At 40.4% G+C, this 18,663-nt stretch carries 17 protein-coding genes; 5 read left to right on the forward strand and 12 right to left on the reverse strand.

Annotation, left to right across the window (positions count from 1 at the left end; translation table 11 throughout):
- Positions 1-7: 7 nt before the first annotated feature.
- Positions 8-343 carry a phosphoribosylpyrophosphate synthetase gene (locus NLF99_RS08070; RefSeq protein ID WP_185216808.1) on the reverse strand — a complete coding sequence of 112 codons (336 nt, stop codon included), beginning with the start codon at positions 341-343 and terminating at the stop codon, positions 8-10.
- 417 nt (positions 344-760) lie between these two features.
- Here NLF99_RS08070 and NLF99_RS08075 point away from each other — a divergent pair, with 417 nt between their 5' ends.
- The 3 genes from NLF99_RS08075 to NLF99_RS08085 are packed head-to-tail and all read left to right on the forward strand — an operon-like array spanning position 761 to position 3,192.
- Positions 761-1,264, forward strand: a complete 504-nt coding sequence (locus tag NLF99_RS08075) for a GNAT family N-acetyltransferase (RefSeq protein ID WP_185212583.1) — start codon at positions 761-763, stop codon at positions 1,262-1,264.
- Between the two features lie 53 nt (positions 1,265-1,317).
- Complete coding sequence (locus NLF99_RS08080; RefSeq protein WP_254527653.1) at positions 1,318-2,376, forward strand: endonuclease/exonuclease/phosphatase family protein; 1,059 nt, start codon at positions 1,318-1,320, stop codon at positions 2,374-2,376.
- A gap of 12 nt (positions 2,377-2,388) precedes the next feature.
- Positions 2,389-3,192 (forward strand): class I SAM-dependent methyltransferase, encoded by an 804-nt coding sequence (locus NLF99_RS08085; RefSeq protein WP_254527654.1) that lies wholly within the window; start codon positions 2,389-2,391, stop codon positions 3,190-3,192.
- Between the two features lie 52 nt (positions 3,193-3,244).
- Here NLF99_RS08085 and arsB read toward each other — a convergent pair whose 3' ends face one another.
- The 4 genes from arsB to NLF99_RS08105 all read right to left on the reverse strand — a co-directional run bounded on the left by arsB (position 3,245) and on the right by NLF99_RS08105 (position 9,853).
- Complete coding sequence (gene arsB, locus NLF99_RS08090) at positions 3,245-4,288, reverse strand: ACR3 family arsenite efflux transporter (protein WP_254527655.1); 1,044 nt, start codon at positions 4,286-4,288, stop codon at positions 3,245-3,247.
- 3 nt (positions 4,289-4,291) lie between these two features.
- A complete protein-coding gene (locus NLF99_RS08095) occupies positions 4,292-4,906 on the reverse strand; it encodes a low molecular weight phosphatase family protein (RefSeq protein ID WP_254527656.1) in 615 nt (204 codons plus the stop codon).
- A 217-nt stretch (positions 4,907-5,123) separates the two neighbouring features.
- Positions 5,124-6,662 carry a SusD/RagB family nutrient-binding outer membrane lipoprotein gene (locus tag NLF99_RS08100; RefSeq protein WP_254527657.1) on the reverse strand — a complete coding sequence of 513 codons (1,539 nt, stop codon included), beginning with the start codon at positions 6,660-6,662 and terminating at the stop codon, positions 5,124-5,126.
- 11 nt (positions 6,663-6,673) lie between these two features.
- The gene (locus tag NLF99_RS08105) at positions 6,674-9,853 is read right to left on the reverse strand and encodes a SusC/RagA family TonB-linked outer membrane protein (RefSeq protein WP_254527658.1); all 3,180 of its coding nucleotides are present in this window, start codon (positions 9,851-9,853) and stop codon (positions 6,674-6,676) included.
- 378 nt (positions 9,854-10,231) lie between these two features.
- On the opposite strand from NLF99_RS08105, the gene NLF99_RS08110 reads away from it, so the two are divergent.
- Entirely contained in the window at positions 10,232-11,134 is a 903-nt protein-coding gene (locus tag NLF99_RS08110; RefSeq protein ID WP_254527659.1) for an SH3 domain-containing protein, read from the forward strand.
- Between the two features lie 64 nt (positions 11,135-11,198).
- Here the strand turns inward: NLF99_RS08110 and bioA are convergent, their stop codons facing one another.
- From bioA to NLF99_RS08135, 5 genes are read right to left on the reverse strand one after another with little or no spacing between them, the layout of a single operon-like run.
- Positions 11,199-12,473: an adenosylmethionine--8-amino-7-oxononanoate transaminase gene (gene bioA / locus NLF99_RS08115; RefSeq protein ID WP_254527660.1), complete on the reverse strand. Its 1,275-nt coding sequence runs from the start codon at positions 12,471-12,473 to the stop codon at positions 11,199-11,201.
- Positions 12,455-13,453: a biotin synthase BioB gene (bioB, locus tag NLF99_RS08120; RefSeq protein WP_254527661.1), complete on the reverse strand. Its 999-nt coding sequence runs from the start codon at positions 13,451-13,453 to the stop codon at positions 12,455-12,457. Before bioB ends, bioA begins: the two co-directional genes overlap by 19 nt.
- A gap of 4 nt (positions 13,454-13,457) precedes the next feature.
- The gene (bioD, locus tag NLF99_RS08125; RefSeq protein ID WP_254527662.1) at positions 13,458-14,075 is read right to left on the reverse strand and encodes a dethiobiotin synthase; all 618 of its coding nucleotides are present in this window, start codon (positions 14,073-14,075) and stop codon (positions 13,458-13,460) included.
- Positions 14,068-15,180, reverse strand: coding sequence for a pyridoxal phosphate-dependent aminotransferase family protein (locus tag NLF99_RS08130; protein ID WP_254527663.1), 1,113 nt, complete (start codon positions 15,178-15,180; stop codon positions 14,068-14,070). The genes bioD and NLF99_RS08130 overlap by 8 nt, the downstream gene beginning before the upstream one ends.
- Positions 15,167-15,787 carry a hypothetical protein gene (locus NLF99_RS08135; RefSeq protein ID WP_254527664.1) on the reverse strand — a complete coding sequence of 207 codons (621 nt, stop codon included), beginning with the start codon at positions 15,785-15,787 and terminating at the stop codon, positions 15,167-15,169. Before NLF99_RS08135 ends, NLF99_RS08130 begins: the two co-directional genes overlap by 14 nt.
- A 142-nt stretch (positions 15,788-15,929) precedes the next feature.
- Here NLF99_RS08135 and NLF99_RS08140 point away from each other — a divergent pair, with 142 nt between their 5' ends.
- Entirely contained in the window at positions 15,930-17,321 is a 1,392-nt protein-coding gene (locus tag NLF99_RS08140) for a PLP-dependent aminotransferase family protein (protein WP_254527665.1), read from the forward strand.
- A 3-nt stretch (positions 17,322-17,324) separates the two neighbouring features.
- Here the strand turns inward: NLF99_RS08140 and NLF99_RS08145 are convergent, their stop codons facing one another.
- Together NLF99_RS08145 and NLF99_RS08150 are read right to left on the reverse strand one after the other, a co-directional pair.
- The gene (locus tag NLF99_RS08145) at positions 17,325-17,741 is read right to left on the reverse strand and encodes a hypothetical protein (RefSeq protein WP_185212595.1); all 417 of its coding nucleotides are present in this window, start codon (positions 17,739-17,741) and stop codon (positions 17,325-17,327) included.
- A 188-nt stretch (positions 17,742-17,929) separates the two neighbouring features.
- Entirely contained in the window at positions 17,930-18,358 is a 429-nt protein-coding gene (locus tag NLF99_RS08150) for a four-helix bundle copper-binding protein (protein ID WP_237219476.1), read from the reverse strand.
- Between the last annotated feature and the right edge of the window lie 305 nt (positions 18,359-18,663).

The raw sequence follows: 18,663 nt of genomic DNA on the forward strand, positions 1-18,663 counted from the left end.
AACCTGTTTAATCATTTCTCTTTCTTCGGTTCAATTCTTCCACCAATCTTGAAGCTGTAAAGCTAAAGTCCGCACCAAAGCTATTGATCACAAGACCTTTAATAAGATTATCCGTCGAGGAAATAGCAAACAAGATACTTTCATCCCCCGGATCGGTCATCCCCTCAAAACGGTAGATTTCATCAATCACAAATTGTTCTGGAGAAAGCTCCTTTGATCGCCCCACGCAAAACAAGCACTCCCCATCTTCCTGAATCACAAAATCCTCTACATAACCCATGTTTTGCAAGTCATTGACCGCTTCGCTCAACGTATCGTAACTCTTCCTATTTCTTGGTTCCATAGTATATTGATTTATTGTAACAACACTGATTTTCAGATTATTGAAATTTAATAAAATATTCGAAAATAATGGACATCTTAAAGTCAATAAATAAAAGAGGATGCTGGGATTGATATGTTGCTGTTTGAACCAGGATGGAATGGATAAGAGGATGGACCAAGATCTGGAAATGAACCAGGATAGAATGGATTAGAAGATAAACCAAGATCATAATATAATCGAGGCATTATTAAAAATACTTGTCCCCAATACTGTTGGGGCGTACCTAATACGCCTGCTGTTTGAACCAGGATCCCTCCGACCCTGCTCAGGGTACATGATTACAGGATGGACCAAGATTATTTAATAATTGCACGATGGAAAGGCATTCTGGTTCAAACCTCTCCCAAAACCTTATATTTGTCCAAAGAAATCCACATGACTAACATTAAATTCAGAGAAGCCATCTATGCTGACCTTGACCGAATTGTAGAAATATACAATAGCACGATTGCTTCCAGGATGGTTACCGCCGATCTAGAACCTGTATCCGTTGAGAGCAGAAACAATTGGTTCTATGAGCATAACGCCAAACATAGACCTTTATGGATTTTGGAAATGGAGGATAAAACTGTTGGCTGGCTCAGTTTTCAATCCTTTTATGGCAGGCCGGCCTATAATGCTACAGCGGAGATCAGCATTTATTTGGACCCTAGCATAAGGGGAATGGGACTGGGAAAAACAGCTTTGGAACATGCCATCAAAGAGGCTCCAAGTCTGGGGATCAAAACCCTGTTAGGCTTTATATTCTCGCATAACGAACCAAGCCTGAAACTTTTCAGGCACTTTGATTTTGAGGAATGGGCAAACCTGCCCAATATTGCGCAATTGGATGACATGGAAAGGGGACTCATCATCATGGGGAAAAGGATCACTCCCTAGCGGTCATTTTCAGTCTTAGGCAAACAAAAATAATTTTATCTTATTTTAGTAAAATGGAGATCGCACTAATTGTCTTTGGGAGTTTACTTTTAATTTTCACATTTCTGCCGCTGATCCGTCAGGATCATTGGACCTTTCGCGTATTTGAATACCCTAGAATCCAGAAACTTGCCCTATCTATACTCTGGTTGATCATATATTTAATTCATGCAGATTTTCAAAATACCGTCCTGCTGGTTTTTGGCATATTAATCCTCATCAATATCATCTATCTCCTCAAACAAATCCTTCCCTTTACTCCAGTTTGGAAAAAACAAGTCTATAAGGCGGATAAAATTGATGACAAGAATAGCCTGAAAGTCATGATTTCCAATGTGTATGAGGACAACGATGACTATAAAGGTTGCTTGAGTGTTGTCCATAGCAATAATCCTGATCTTTTGCTGCTATTAGAAACTAGCCATGAATGGGATAGACAAACGCAGGCATTGGAAACAGAATACAAATACCATGTCAAAGTTCCAATTGACAATACCTATGGGATGTTATTTTACTCTAAATTTCCAATCCATAATGCGGAGGTGAAATACCTTGTGGAAGATGAAATACCCAGTATTGATTGCCAGATCGAGCTTCCTTCCGGACAACTTGTCCAAGTATATGCTGTACACCCTACTCCACCTGTTCCAAATGAAAACCCAAGATCAACAGAAAGGGACAAGGAATTATTGATCGTGGCAGAGAAAGCTAAGGAATGTGATTTACCGGTGATAGTTATTGGCGACTTGAATGATGTTGCCTGGAGCTATACCACCGAATTATTCCTTAAGATGAGTGAACTGCTCGATCCACGTAGAGGAAGAGGTTTTTATAATACCTTCCACGCCAAACAACCTTTGATGCAATTCCCCTTGGACCATGCATTTATCTCTGCCGATTTTAAATTGAGGGAATTAAAGAAATTGGACAACTATAACTCCGATCACTTTCCTATATTCGTACATATACAATTTGAGGAAAGAGCTGAGGAAGAGCAAGAAGACAATCAATTGGAAGCAAACCAAGAAGACAAAGAAGTAGCTGCCGAGAAACGGAATGCAGACACTCAGTAGGACCAATAAACGATGAAAGAACAACATAATTACAAGGAAATCAACAAAAATCTGTGGAATCAAAAAACCGCAGCGCATGTTGACAGTGACTTTTATGACAACGAAGGCTTTTTAAAGGGGAAAAGTTCTTTAAATCCTATTGAAATCGAGCTATTGGGAGATGTTAAAGGCAAGGAAATCCTTCACCTACAATGTCATTTTGGGCAAGATAGCCTTTCCCTTGCTCGCTTAGGCGCTAATATAACGGGATTGGACCTTTCTGACCGAGCAATCGAACAAGCTCAAAAATTAAACGATCAACTAGGTCTAAATGCTGAATTTATCTGCTCGGATGTCTATGAAGCCCCAGCTACACTGAACGGAAAGTTTGATATCGTCTTTACCAGTTACGGAACTATCGGTTGGCTACCTGACCTGAATCGTTGGGCGGAGGTCATTTCTAGATGCTTGAAGCCAGGAGGAAAACTGGTATTTGTAGAGTTCCATCCTGTGGTCTGGATGTTTGACTATGATTTCAGCAAGTTCCAATATTCTTATTTTAATGATGGTGCAATCATTGAAGTCCAAGAAGGAACTTATGCCGATCGGAATGCAGACATTGTTGCCGAGGAAGTTTCTTGGAACCACTCCTTATCTGAAGTTTTCCAAGGTTTATTGAACAATGGACTTCAAATAGAATCCTTCGCAGAATATGATTATTCGCCTTACAATTGTTTTAAAAATACAGTAGAAATTGAAGCCGGCAATTATCAAATCAAAGGATTGGAGAAGACCATTCCGATGTTGTACTCCATTACAGCAAGGAAAAAAAGCTAAGTGAAGAAATTAAAGCATCCAGTTGAATTATCTTGAACTGGATGCTTTTTCATTACACTGGTTTCACCATAAAATATTTTTTTCGAAACCAAAAGGCCAGATTTACCAATGCTATCAATGCGGGCACTTCTACCAAGGGCCCAATCACCCCGACAAATGCTTGACCACTATTAATTCCGAAGACCGCAATGGCAACCGCAATGGCCAATTCAAAATTATTCCCGGCGGCCGTAAAAGCTATAGCCGTGCTTTGCGAATAATCTGCTCCCACCCTTTTCCCTGCCAGAAAGCTAACAACGAACATAATGGCAAAGTAAATGACTAAGGGTATGGCTACCCTAAGGACATCAAGAGGTAATTGCACGATCATTTCCCCTTTGAGACTAAACATAACGATGATGGTAAAAAGTAGCGAAATAAGAGTGATTGGAGAGATGAATGGAATAAATTTATTTTGGAACCAATCTTCTCCTTTTAAGGCAATTAATGCATATCTACTAATAATCCCCATTAGAAATGGAATACCCAGATAAATACCCACACTCTTCGCAATTTCTAAGATTGAAATATCCACTGAAATTCCAGCAACACCGAAATATGGGGGCAATACGGTAATAAAAACGTAAGCATAAAGGCTATATAAGATTACCTGGAAGATACTATTCAATGCAATCAAACCGGCTGCATATTCCCGATTTCCTTCTGCGAGTTCATTCCAAACAACCACCATGGCAATACAGCGAGCCAAACCGATCAAAATCAATCCCGTCATGTACTCGGGATAACCGTTGAGGAACAATATTGCCAAGACAAACATGAGAATAGGCCCGATAACCCAATTTAAGATTAAGGATGTCGTCAATACTTTAATATTCCGGAATACTTTCCCGATATGCTCATACTTCACCTTGGCTAATGGTGGATACATCATGAGAATAAGTCCAATGGCTAAAGGAATGTTCGTCGAGCCCGTTTGGAAATGGTTGATCCATTGCGAAGATGAAGGAATCATTTTACCAATAGCAACTCCAATTGCCATGGCTAAAAAGATCCAAAGGGTAAGGTAGCGATCAAGGAATTTTAGTTTTGAATTCATCTATTAGGATTTGATCTGTGAAAAGACATAGAACATTTCCTCCGCAATCTGCAGACTGCGTCTGGCATAGACTTCTGCTTGTTCGGGTGTACCATCTGAAATCTTGGGATCTTCATACGTCAACGGAATTCTTTTTTCGGCACCCGGAATAAACGGACAGCCTGCATCTGCTTGGGAACAAGTCATAATGGCGGCAAACCCCGCGTCAGGATTAAATGGATGCTCATGTTTTTTAGAAAAACCAATAATAGGAGAATCCTTTCTCGAGTACTTTATTGCATAGATGGGATTTTCCGAATCGGATAATTGCAGGACCTCAAAGCCTTGCGCCAGCAAGGTATCAATGATAGCTGGAAACAATCTTGTTTCTTCGGTCCCTCCCGAATAACAATTTACATTGGGAATATTAAAATAGGAAGCTGCTGTCTGTGCCCAGATTTGAGACAAATGGCTTCGACGTGAATTATGTGTACAGATGAAGTTGATGTTGATTTTTTCCTGAGCATTTAATTTATGCTGGATGAAGTCGATTAATGGTCTTAGAGTTTCTTTACGCTCTGCATTGTCAAAGCCTAACCAGTTTAATTGGTTTATGCTGTTTGTTAAATTGGCATTCATAAATTGAAATAAAGAAATAAACATATAATACTGCTGTTGACCATACCTCCGAGAGAGAAGAAGGACAATAACATCGCAATATTACGATATTAGAATTTTAATTTCAAATTCTTAATATTAATTTTTCAATAAGTTATTCAACTAGCTGCTTTCAGAACTGTGCATAAAAAAAACGGAGACCCATAAATGATCTCCGCTTACAATTATTGATTACATTTTACTTATTCCACCAAATTTTCGTGAACTGCACATCATCACCTTGATTGCTTAAGGCAGATTGATAATTAGTCTTGTTGGTACTTTGCTCCTTCAAAGGATACACCAATCTACTTGGAATGGCATCTCCTATCTCAGGCACAAAAGAATAGGATACTGGTTTTCCTTCCACCGTTCCTGACCAAACCACCTCTCCTTTTTTAACCAGGAACAGCGGGTATCCTGTTCTTCGGATCTCTGTCCAGGATTCAATACCTTGACCGTACAAAGCCAAGTATTTTTGAGAGAGGACATTTTCCTTATTTGCTTTTGGGACTTTCATTAAATAGGCCGTTACTTCAGCAGGACTGGCTCCCCAGCGTTCTAGGGAAGCTTTTACACCATTTTCATAACTCGCCTGTTCCCAACCTTTATATTCAGAAATCAAGAATTCCACTTCGGAATATTCCTGCAGAACCTCAAAGGCATTTGCTCTATTGACCAAGTCTCCTGGCAAAGAAATACTATCTAACGGGAAAAGATTTCCAGCTGCTAATGGTAAGCCATAAGGCTGACCCTTATAAATATTTTTACTGTTTGGCTTTGCATACTTGCTCAACCTTGGGTCTTCAATCTTAAATGGACCTCGGTCCCCTTTCAATACGTCAATAAGAACATGAGAAACTGCAAAATCCTTTCTATTTGCCGTTACGGTAGCCCTAAACAATGGAGCTTCATATGGTGAAGCACTGGAAAAGGTAAAGCCGGCATTATCAGCATTCGAGGTAAATACGCCTTTTTTCAATGCATCTTCAATATGCTGGGTCGCCAATGCCTTATCCTTGGTCAGGATGCGATTCGCCAGCCTCAACCTTAATGAATTGGCAAACTTGAACCATTTCTCATTCTTCCCTTGATATACGATATCTGAAGTTCCGAAGGTCACCCCAGCCTTATATTTCGCCAATGTATCGGCTGCAACCTTAAGCTCATTTAGGATATCCTTGTAAATTTTCTCCTGAGAAGCATATTTAGGAGTCAGGATATCTGGATTTCTCTTCAATGCTTCAAAATCAGCATCCTTGTTACCATAGGACTCATAAGGGATATCACCGAAAACATCCGTTAAGGAATGGAATGCAAAGGATTTCAAGATCCTAGCAATAGCTATCTGCGTAGAATTCGCACCAGCACCATTTGCTTGTGCCTGTATTTTCGTCGCTTCATCTTCATTCAGCAGGATGATTTCATTTAGGTTGCTTAAGGCCTTGTACGTATTGGTCCAATATTCATCGGAATATCCTGCGGAAACCAAATACCTGGATTGATCGGTATAGATATTCTGGCTAAAATATTGGGCAAAGAGCTGGGCTCCTCGGAAATGAATGCTCTCGCTTCTCAGGGCATTGACCACCTGCCTTTCAGCAGACAGAAAAAGACTGGGTGTAGGTACATTTGATGGCCTATTTGGGTCGACATTAATCTCTTGCAAGGTATCTTTGGAACAAGAGATAAAACTCAAGGACAGCAAAGATGTATATAGGATATGTTTAATTTTCATTTTTTCTAGCATTAAAATTTAAGGTTAACATTAAATCCATAGGTCAGTGGCGTTGGAATATTTCCTCCCTCTATTCCTTGAACATTCCCACTACTGTTGGTGAATTCTGGATCGATGTATTTACTCTTGGTATAGATATTCCAAACATTTCTCGCATAGGCTGATAATCGCACTCCCTTTACCACCTTAGGGTTGTTTAAAGGAATGGTATAGCCTAAAGTGACTTCCCTAAGCTTGACGAAAGTGCCATCAAAAACGGAGAATGTAGTCGGTCCACTGGATTCATTCCTTCCCCATTGTTGAGCGGTAATCCTTGTATCATTGGGTCTGATATTGCTTGTTGAATAGGTTCCATCTGCATTAAATACGACATCAGCCTTTACCCCCTCTAAGACAATACCATCTTCACGGACATTATTTTCAGCGGTACGCTCCAAGATTCCGGAATACATGCCGACATTATAGGTCTGCGAATAGAAACTTCCACCTACACGACCATCGATCAAGAATCCAAAGTTGAAGTTTTTATAACGGAAACTGTTTTGGAATCCAAATAGATAATCTGGTAACACAGAGCCTAAAGGAACCAATTGAGAGGTTCTTTGATAGGTTCCATCTTCTTTGATCACGCGTTGCCCATCTGCATAGACAAAATCATAACCTAATAGCTGTCCGTATGGTTGCCCCTCTCTAGCCACCAAGTTGATCAAGGAAGAACTTAAGGTTAAGGTATTCACGAGTTCATCCAGTTTAAGGACTTTATTTCTGTTTCTCGCCCAGTTAATACTTGAGTTCCATTCAAAATTTTCAGATCGAACTGGCGTTGCATTCAATATTACCTCAATACCTTTATTCTCCACTTTTCCGGCATTCAAGACCTTCGCTTCATAGCCAAAAGCTGATGAAACTGGAATGGGAAGTATCTGGTTTCTGGAGGTGTTGTGATAGTATGTAACATCAAAACCTAATCTATTTCTGAAGAACTGCACGTTAAGACCTGTCTCCCACGAACTGGTGATCTCTGGTTTTAGATCGGCATTGTTCAAGGTTGAAGGCAGTTTATTGGATGGTTTACCATCAAATGATTGTTCTACATCATAAACCTTGTTCAATTGGTATGGGTCGGTATCATTACCTACCTGTGCCCAACCTAACCTGACCTTTCCGAAAGACAACCAGTCTAGACTTTGGATAGCTGGCAATTGTGAAAACACAAAACTTCCGGTAAATGATGGATAGATAAAGGAATTTGCATGGCTCGGTAAGGTCGATGACCAATCATTACGCACTGTAGCATCTAAAAACAATAGGTCATTGTAACCTAAGGAAGCACTACCATACAAAGAGGCAATACGGCGGTTGTAGGTAAAGTTTTCAATCTTTACGCTGGATGCATTCTTTAAATTGTAGTAGTTAGGTACAATCAAACCACCTTGGGTGATGGCATAATCAACTTTTCTGTGCTGATCTCTTAAGTTTGCTCCTACGTTGGCTACCAAAGAAATCTTATCCCAATTCTTTTTGGCAGTAGCCAAGAATTCATAGTTGTATTCGTTTAATTTATTGCTGGTCTCTTCATATTGGGAAGCACTGCGTGAGTATACCGCAATACGATCCTGAGTCCCGAACTGGTAGATATCGCCATGGACTTTAGCCCCGATCTGTAACCAATCGGTCACTTCATATTGTGCGCCAATATTACCATAGAAACGGTCTCTCTTTTCTTCTAAATAACTTTCATAAGCCGACCAATAAGGGTTGTCGATAAAACGGGTCGCTTCTGCTGCTGGCGTGTTTTGCCAACCTGTTCTATTCCATGCCAATGGAGTTCCATCTGGGCGCTTGTAGTTTTCTAAGCGTTTATAATCTACCTGCACCGCTCCCCATTGGAAAGCCTCCAAGATAATATTTCTGTTGGATGCTCCAGTCCATGGTTTACCTAAAGAGGTATTGTGGATGTAATTGATACTGGAATTGATGCTCAACTTACCTAATTTGGTACCCCCTGAGAAATTTAGGGTATTACGCCCCAAGGTAGAGTTGGGAACTGTTCCTTTTACATTCTTGTTGGTGTAAGAAAATCTATAATTCGTATTTCCTGAATTTCCCGCAATAGCGATATTGTTGGTATTTGCCAAACCGGTATTGAAGAAATAACTGACATCATGCTCTGGATATAACCAAGGAGATGGGTTTAAATAATCTGCAGCATCTTCTGGATTTAAATTGTACCATTGCAAAACTGGCGTTCCATCTAATTTTGGTCCCCAGCTTTCATCAGCAGCGTAATCCACTATTTTATAGTCTTTCCCTTCAATATTGACCGTTTGAAAGTTTTGGCTATAGCCTTGACCATATAGATGCTGGCGTTTTGGGAGCCTGACAATGTTTTCGAATTCCAGACCTGTATTTAAATCAATGCTGACTTGCTCGCCTTTTCCCGCACGTTTGGTCGTGATCAAAATCACCCCATTGGATGCTCTCGAGCCATATAACGCCGCAGCAGATGGCCCTTTAAGGACTGAAATATTCTCAATATCATCTGGATTTAGATCTTGGATCATGTTTCCAACATCCTTACCCGCCGAGCCGTTGATGGTCGAAGAGGAGTTTAGATCCGAGTTATCAATCGGAGTTCCGTCTACCACATAAAGCGGTTGATTGCTACCTGCAATGGAGTTGATTCCCCTTAATAGCGTACGGGTTGATCCACCCATATTTCCCCCGGATGAGACAATCTGTAGACCTGCTACCTTTCCTGATAATGCAGCCATTGCATTGGTAGGTCTGGTCTGTAATTCTGTTGATTTCACTTCTTGCACGGCATAGCCCAATGCTTTCTTTTCCCTTGAAATCCCCAAAGCGGTCACAACCACTTCCTCCAAGACATCATTGCTAAGTACTAAACGTACCGTAATGGGCTCCGAAGCATTTACCTCTAGATCCTGATCTTGATAGCCAAGAAAACTAACCTTGATCTGGGTCCTCGGATTGGAAGAGTCTAATGTAAATTCCCCTGAAGCATTGGTTTGGGTTTGCTTCTGCGTTGTTTTATCGATAACGGTAGCTCCTGAAATCGCTTGATTCAGCTCATTCAGCACCTTGCCTTTAATGATATTTTGGGCTTGTGTTTGACCAATTCCTATGGTAAAGAATAGCCCTACGAGATAAAAATATATCGTTCTGTTCATGTAAATAATTTGAAATGGATTAATAAAATGGAATAGAAATTACTGGAGATAGTCTTCCTTAGCTTACCTACCTCCTACGCACATTCGAAAACTGTTATGGGTTGATTTGATATACATATTTAATAAATTCTGCTGCAAATATATAAAATCTACTTAATTAGTAGATTATATTATTGGAAAAATCTATACTTTTTTACTAGACATTGTTTAGATTTATATCAATTATACCCCCATGTTTCTGACAGTCAACTAAATAAACCCAAGCCTCCGTATTCAAATAATTTTAAGGCTCTTCCTTAAAATAGATAATAATAGCTGATTTCAGCTATATTTGTTGAGAAGGATCTTGTTATTTTTGTATAGTCTTAAAATCACACTATGAAATTGCTCAGCGCGCTTCTTATAATTTTTTCATTATTTATATTCAACATTCAGCAGGCAAAATCACAAGAAGCGGCTGCTTACCTTGTTTATGATGACTTTAACCTTTACCATACAAGTAAGGATAGCTCAGCTTTGGTTTTCGTAAATATGGCCTATATCAGAAGTGAGCCAAGCTCAAAAGCTGAATTGCTGGATTCAATTCCCTTAGGGACGGAAGTAAAATTTGTGGAGGAATTATCATTAAACCCCATCTCCTTAAGAGGTATGTACCTGCCTTGGCATAAAATTGAATATCAGAAGGCCAATCAGAAAAAGACTGGATTTATCTGGTTAGGACTATTGAGCCTAGACCATGTGCAGAATAAGAAGTCCGGGGAAACCTTCATGTATGGCTTTGCTTGGAAATCCAATGAAGAGCTTGAAAACTATTATTGGGTAGAAGCCAAAATATTAAACACCAACAAAGAATTGCTTGCCTCTAAAAGCTTTCCTTACTATCCTTCTGAGCAATCCTATACCTTAAGTGAATTAAATACCAAACCTGGTTTAAATTATGCGAAATCCATCTATGCAATTAAATTCCTAGGAGAGGCCTGTGGAATAGCTTCCGAAGAAAATTACTTCGCTTGGGATGGAGAACAATTCACGACCCTACCGAAAACCACTTCGGTTTCGGATGCCGGTGTTTTTTATTATGCAGAGGAGTTGGTTTTCCCTAAAAAGCATCAGCTTGGAAATGATGTTATCCTAAAAATATCGGAGGAAGGAGAGGCAGAGTTTGAGGAAGAGGCCAATCCTGAAGAGGAGATCAATTTTAAAATCTCCAAAAAGGAAGAAACCTATCAACGAAATGGCAATGCCTATCTCAAGGTTTCTGAAAGGACCATACAAAAATAAAAACGGCTTGCTTGAGTAAACTCAGCAAGCCTTTTTAGTCACACTACTATTATCAAATAGTTTCTTAAATATCATTGTTTTTCAACAGCTCCAAGATCTGTTGATAGGTATAATCTAAATCTTCTTTCTCCGTGCAATATGGGGGCAGGATATACAGCACATTGCCCATTGGCCTCAATAAGACCCCCCTCGCCATAAATTCATTGAACAACTTTTCCTGGACCTTATTAAAATATGAGGTCTCGGTATGGGTTTCCCATTCAAATGCAAGGATGGTCCCTGTTTGACGGACATTTTTTGCTTGTTCATATCCCTTTAACTCTTCAGCAAATTGACTATGCCATTCCGTTATGGCCTTTATCTTTACCTGAGTAGAATCAAGCAGAAATAAATCCAGGCTAGCCAAGGAAGCTGCACATGCTATCGGACTCGCAGTAAAGGAATGGCCATGGAATAAAGCCATCTTCTTTTCGTCCGAATAGAATGCTTGATAAAGTTCCTCCGTACAAGTCGTAATACCCATAGGCATCGTTCCTCCGGTCAATCCTTTTGAAAAACACATGACATCGGGTTTTTCGCTCAATTGATCTGCAGCAAACAAAGTCCCTGTCCTTCCGAAGCCTACAAAGACTTCGTCCTGAATCAACATGATCCCATGCGACTTACAATAAACCATTAAGTCCGACAAATGTTCGGCCTGATGCATTAACATCCCTCCTGCCCCTTGAACCAAAGGTTCGTAAATGAAACAGGCTATCTGATCGGCATGCTCAGCAATGATCTTTTTGTTTTCTTCCAGGTTTTCCGCCGTCGGGGCATCAATAAATATGACATCAAATAACAAATCTGCAAACGGAGCAGTCCACTGTCCACGAGCACTTACCGACATGGCACCAAAGGTATCCCCATGATATCCGTTCTTTAGAGCAACAATCTTATTCTTGCGCTTGCCTTGGTTGAAGGCAAACTGTATGCACATCTTCAAGGCAACTTCCACTGCCGTAGAACCATTGTCAGAATAAAACACCTTCTTCTGGTTGGAAGGAAGCAATTCTAGTAACCGTTCTGAAAGAGTAATTGCCGGCAGGTGCGTAAAGCCAGCAAAGATGACCTGCTCTAAAGTATTAAGCTGTTCATAGACTTTATCGGCAATATACGAATTTGAATGGCCATGAAGGGTAACCCACCACGAACTTACCATATCTAGATAGCGATTTCCTTCCATATCGAAAAGATAAGCATCTTTTCCACGTACGATAGGAAGGTGCGTACTGGTCTTCATCTGCGAATAGGGATGCCAATTGACCGCTATATCACGGTCTATGCATTGCTGTTGCAAAAGCCCTCCTTTTTCAATTCCATTGGCTTTAATCCCAAGTTCTTCAACATCTGCATATCTTCATCCACGCCAGGATTTGGAGTCACCAAAAGGGTCTGTCTTTCACCCGTGAAAATCGAGTTTGCCCCAGCCATAAAGCACCATGCCTGCTCCTCCTCATTCATCTCTATACGCCCCGCACTTAACCTGACCATAGAAGATGGCAATACTATCCTCGCCGTAGCAATCATCCTGACCATTTCCCACACATCAATCTTTGGCAAATGCTCTAAAGGAGTACCGGCTACCCTCGCCAAAGCATTGATTGGTACTGATTCTGGATGTTTTTCCATATTGGCCAAAGTGCGAAGCATCGAAATCCTATCTTCAGCTTTCTCCCCCAGACCTATTATACCTCCAGAACAAACGGTAATCCCCGCTTTCCTGACATTTTTGATGGTTTCTATCCTATTGTCGAACTTCCTAGTGGAGATAATCTCATCATAAAACTCCTCAGAAGTATCCAAGTTATGGTTATAGGCATAGAGTCCTGCTTCCTGAAGCCTATTTGCTTGATCCTCGGTTAACATCCCTAGCGTACAGCACACTTCCAAGCCCATTTCATTGACCCCTTGAACCATTTCAATGATCCTATCAAAATCCCGATTGTCCCTAACCTCTCGCCAAGCAGCAGCCATACAGAACCTGGAAGAACCGCTGTCCTTTGCTTTTTTAGCATGGGCCAAAACGGTCTCTGTTGGCAATAAGGCCTGCACTTTGATGTCGGTATGGTACCGTGCGGCCTGCCCACAGTAGGAACAATCTTCCGGACAGCCTCCAGTCTTCACTGACAACAAGGTTGAAATCTGGACTTCCTGTGGATTATGCCACTGCCTATGTACCGTTGCGGCTTCATATACCAATTCCAATAATGGCCTGTTATAGATCTCTAATAGCTCTTCTTTCGTCCAATCGTGTTTTAATGTTTTATTAGCACTCATTTCTTTAATTTTCTATTCTAATTTTTAAAATTGCTTTTTCTAGACCCGCTGCATCCAATGATTCCAATTGGGGAATCTCGATGATCTTGCTTCCTGCTGGTTTGTTTTTGATCAAAATTCTTTTGCTTGCTTCCTTGAATTCCCCATTCAGCACGATATAATCTACTGCTATCCCCCGCTCATTTAAACTGTGAAAGGACAGCAAACTATGGTTGATGCTTCCTAAATAGTCTGAACAGACCAAGATCACTGGTAAGTCCAGATACGCTACAAGGTCAAGGATAAAATGCTGATCGTTTATAGGTACAAACATCCCTCCCGCACCTTCCACGATGAGGTTTCCGCTAGTTTCAGGAAGCTCGAAATCTTGGAGCTTGATCTCCACCCCATCAACTTCCGCGGCATAATGCGGGGAAGCAGCGGTATTTAATTTAAATCGCTCTGGATGAACTATTAGCTCAGCTCCTACTAATGTTCTGAGCATTTGGCTATCACTGCTTTCGAGATCTCCAGACTGGATCGGCTTCCAATATTCCGCATTCCAAAGTTTTACCAAGACCGCGGACACAATGGTTTTCCCTACAGAGGTTCCAATGCCTGTTACAAAGTATTTCTTATTCATTATTTACTTCCTTTAGACAGTTTTTCAATAATTCTATTTCTTCTCTTGAGTTGAAGGCATGCATCGAAATGCGCAACATCTCCTCGCCTTTTGGCACTGTAGGATACTTGATTGCATAGCCCAAGATCCCTTGTTTTTCCAACAGACCAGTTGCCCTATCCAAATCTCTCGGCTCTGAGAATCTAACCGGTATGATAGGACTTCTAAATGGAATAGAATCGGACTCCTTAACATGATCGCATTGTTTAATATTTTCTTTCAGAACGCTAATTAACAGCATGTTATCACTTAAAAATTCATAGGACGCCCTAATACTTAAGGCGTGGAAATCAGGGAGTCCAGTACTATAGATAAACGTTGAAGAATAGTTGACCAGATAATCAATAAGGCATTTAGATCCCAAAACAGATGCACCTGACAAGCCCATCGCTTTGCCGTAGGTGATTACAGTTGCAAAAACCAGATCCTGCAGATTATAATGATCAACAAGCCCCAATCCACATGTACCAATAGCATGAGCTTCATCCACTATCAAGGCTGCAGCATATTGCTTGCAGAGGGCTGCTATCTCTTGGATTGGCGCAAAATCCCCATCCATGGAATAAAGACTTTCTATCCCCACCCAGATTCTTCCTTTAGCCTTCTTCAGTAAATCCTCAAGTTGTGCAAGGTCGTTATGCCGAAACTTCCAGCGAACCGCCGCTGAAAGCCTACATCCATCATAAACAGATCGATGGACCTTTTGATCTAAGATGATCGTATCCCCTTTCTTTGGCAATGTCGAGAACAAGGATAAGTTTGCACTATAGCCTGAGGGAAATAATAGGGCTGATTCAACACCATGCTGACTTGCGACAGACTGCTCTATCTCCATGTTTAAGTCTGAATTTCCTGAAATTAACCTGGAACCTGTCGCTCCCATTATGGAGTCTGGGTACTGCAGTAAAATATCATGTAATCTAGATCTAAACCCTTCACTCCTTGCAAAACCTAGGTAGTCATTGGAAAAGAAGTCAACACCTTGTTTTTGTTTCTTCAATTGCCTGTACCGACCTTCTAGCTTTCTATTCTGGAGTTCAAGAAGTAATCCATCAATTATGGACATCACAATTCTCAACTTCCTTCGACAGCTCAGCTATCCAATCCTGAAACAAGTCTGCCTCGATCTGTAAGACTTTCTGGGCATGTCTCTCCCATTCTGCATCAAAACCTTTCAACTGGCTGATCATCTCTTCGAGATGACCTTCTTCCTCCAGGATAATGGATTTCACCATAACTTTTGAACCAGCTTCACTGAGCACATCTTGATAGATCGGATACAATTCATCCGCCCTAACCTCAATGGCATAGGTCACAAATAAATAGGCTGCATAGCGTAAATCCTGACCAGATAAGCTAAACTGTTCTTTTAGATATCGACTGGCTTTAAGGTCCAAACGATGTAAATATTGAATGGAAGATTTACCTCCTAACAATGAATCTTCCTTATAATACTCAAAACCAGACACAGCTAGCTTACCAATTTGCTTCTTGAGATAATAAGCATGTCTATGTTCTTCGGCAGCATGCTTCAATTGGATAAGATCGGTACGAACAGGGTCTTCGCATGCCGAGATCTTTCTGGCACCAGCATTTTCCATAAAAGAAAGGGTATTCAGCCATTTGGCGTGAACCGTGGCATCCGCCACTATTTGATTCAGGATTGCTTTCATATTTTTCTAATTGGCCCAAAAGTACTACCTTGCCGGATGGTTCAAAGGTGCCAGTTTAAAGAATATGATTAGTCCGGTTAGTATACCCTTTAAAAGTTTTATCCATATAGAGAGGAATTCCGCTACCCCCATTTACTTACAGGTGGCAAATCAATTTATCCAAGCCATCGCACAGGGTAAGCTTAAGCCGGGAACTAAATTATTAGGGACAAGGGCATTGGGGGATTTATTAGAAGTGCACCGAAACACGATTACTGCGGTTTACGAGGAACTCTTCGGACAAGGTTGGGTAGAAATCCATCCCAATAAAGGAACCTACGTCGCCTCACAACTTCCACTACAGGAACAGCAAGACCTTTCAAGCTTCCAATATCCAAAGGAAACTGGCTATACCTTCAAAAAATCCATTCTCTTGGACAGTCCTTTCGAACACACAAACTGCGACTATATATTCAATGATGGCAGTCCCGATATCCGATTGACACAATTTGAAGATCTCTCTAGATTCTATAGCTCCAACATGAAACGCAAGAGCAACCGGTCAAAGATGGGGTACTACAATCAGGAAGGGAGCGAATATTTTAAGGAACAGATGCTCGATTACCTGCAGAGCAGCCGCGCCTTGAAAATCAACAAGAACAACCTCCTTATCAGCAGGAGTATTGAGATGAGCCTTTATATCATCTCGGAAATCTTGCTCACAGAGGATGATACCGTGCTGGTCGCTGAACTGAGCTACTTCGCTGCAAATATGATCTTTCAGAAGTCTGGCAGCAAAATCATCTCAATCCCATTGGAGGATGATGGAATCGACGTGGAGGCACTTGAAAGACTCTGCCAAAAGCAGACCATAAGGATGCTTTACCTCACAGCTCAGCAACACTACCCAACCACTGCTAGCTTAAGTGCCCATAAGAGAATGAAAATCCTGCAGCTGGCAAATCAATATGGCTTCATCATCGTTGAAGATGACCATGATTATGACTTCCAATTCGACAAGCAACCACTTCTACCCCTTGCCACTTCAGACCAGAACGGAATGCTGATCTATGTTGGTTCCTTTGGAAAATCCTTGGCTCCCGGCTTCCGAACAAGCTTTATAGTTGCCCCTGAAAACCTAATGGTTGAAATGAGAAAACATCTCGGGATCATTGACAGGCAGGGAGATATCTTAATGGAACAAGCTTTGGGAGAGATGATCGAGGAAGGTGCGATACACAGGCATCTCAAAAAATCATTGAAGGTTTACAAGGAAAGAAGGGACTACATGGCCTTTCTACTTGAAAAAGAATTAGGTGACCTGCTGGAATTTAATATCCCCAATGGCGGCCTTGCATTTTGGTTGAAATGGAAAAAGCCAATCAATCTGCTCAAGCTCAGTCAGCAAGCGGCCAAGAACAACCTATTTATTCCGAAAACCTTGCTTTACCAACAAAAGGACCTTCAGGCAATGCGTATAGGATTTGGCAATCTAAACCTAGAAGAAATGGAAAAAGCCATCCAAATCTTAAGATCTAGCCTATCTGAAATCTAATGTTTAGTCTGCAAATATTGTTCTGCTTTCTTTGGGTTGAACGTCTCTAAAATGGACATACATGCGTTTATATTTCACCATCTCCCTAGAGTCCGCCAAATAATTCATCTTCGTATCCCTAAAGACCAACTGGGCGGCCTTTTTTTCCATTTTTGTTGCAAAATCAAGGAATTCTCGGAAAAGCATCCGACGTTCATGGGTAGTGAAATTACTCTGTTGGCAAACTTTTAGGATCAGCTCATCATCAAAATGTAGGGAAATTTTCGTGCCTTGGGAATTTAAAAGATAAAATATGGGTCTGGGACTATTATTTGGAAATAAGCCAAACCCTATAACACCATTATCAGTGTTGAATACATAAGCATAAAAGTGGATAGTGCCTATCAATGCCGAATCTACCAGTATGTTTTTAGTAACCATAGCTTCATAATTTATGTGTTAGTGAATAATAGATGATTAAAGATCTATCAGGAAAACCCTTAATTATCCATTTATTGGTTAATTTACTCTTTCTCAAGTCAATGGCAGTGGAGATATAGATTATCTTTTTATTAATTCTTTGAAAATCTAACTCTTAATGCTTATTATCAATACTTATTGGCAGCAGATTATGCTACCAATTTCCTACAGGCTTCAGCACAAGACCTACAGGCTTCGGCACATTCACGACAGTGTTCCATTCCATGAGCAGCATGTTTTTCACACTCTTCCGCACAGGCTTCACATAGATCCAAACAAATCTTAACTAACTCCAACTTAGGTTTACTGTCCATAATCAACAGTTTATAGGTAGACTCACAGATCTCTGCACATTCCAGATCCGTTTGAATGCACTTGCGCATCATTTCAAGTTTCTCCTCTCTCAAACATGCTTGCGCACATTTTAAACAAGCAACCACACATTGCTGACACGCCTCTATACAATTCTTTACCAACTGATCTTGTTCCATTTGCTTCTCCTTTTTATTGCTAATAATAAAACTGAGCTCAATAGCTTTAGCATTGATACCCATTAAGTTAACACTTTCACAATACATTCGTTCAAATTAAATTCATTTATATAAGTTAATTTTTGATTTGTATTAAATAAATTACAATTACTGATAATCTTTTTCTTATAAAAAACGAATCTATTGAAACTATTTTCTGAAACCTCATTATCAGTTTTATCAACGATTAATTTTAGCCAAAAACCGTAAATGTAGTATTTTTAATTTTGTAGAAAACCCTCTACTCCAGTATTTTAAAATAAATAGAACCGAATTTTATAATCCTAAAAATACAAGCTACATTTATCCAGAAATTGCAACTGTCCTCAGAAAAATTGAACGTTTTGCAATTC

It is taken from the genome of Sphingobacterium sp. LZ11T8, from assembly GCF_024261425.1.
Classification (GTDB): Bacteria; Bacteroidota; Bacteroidia; order Sphingobacteriales; family Sphingobacteriaceae; genus Sphingobacterium.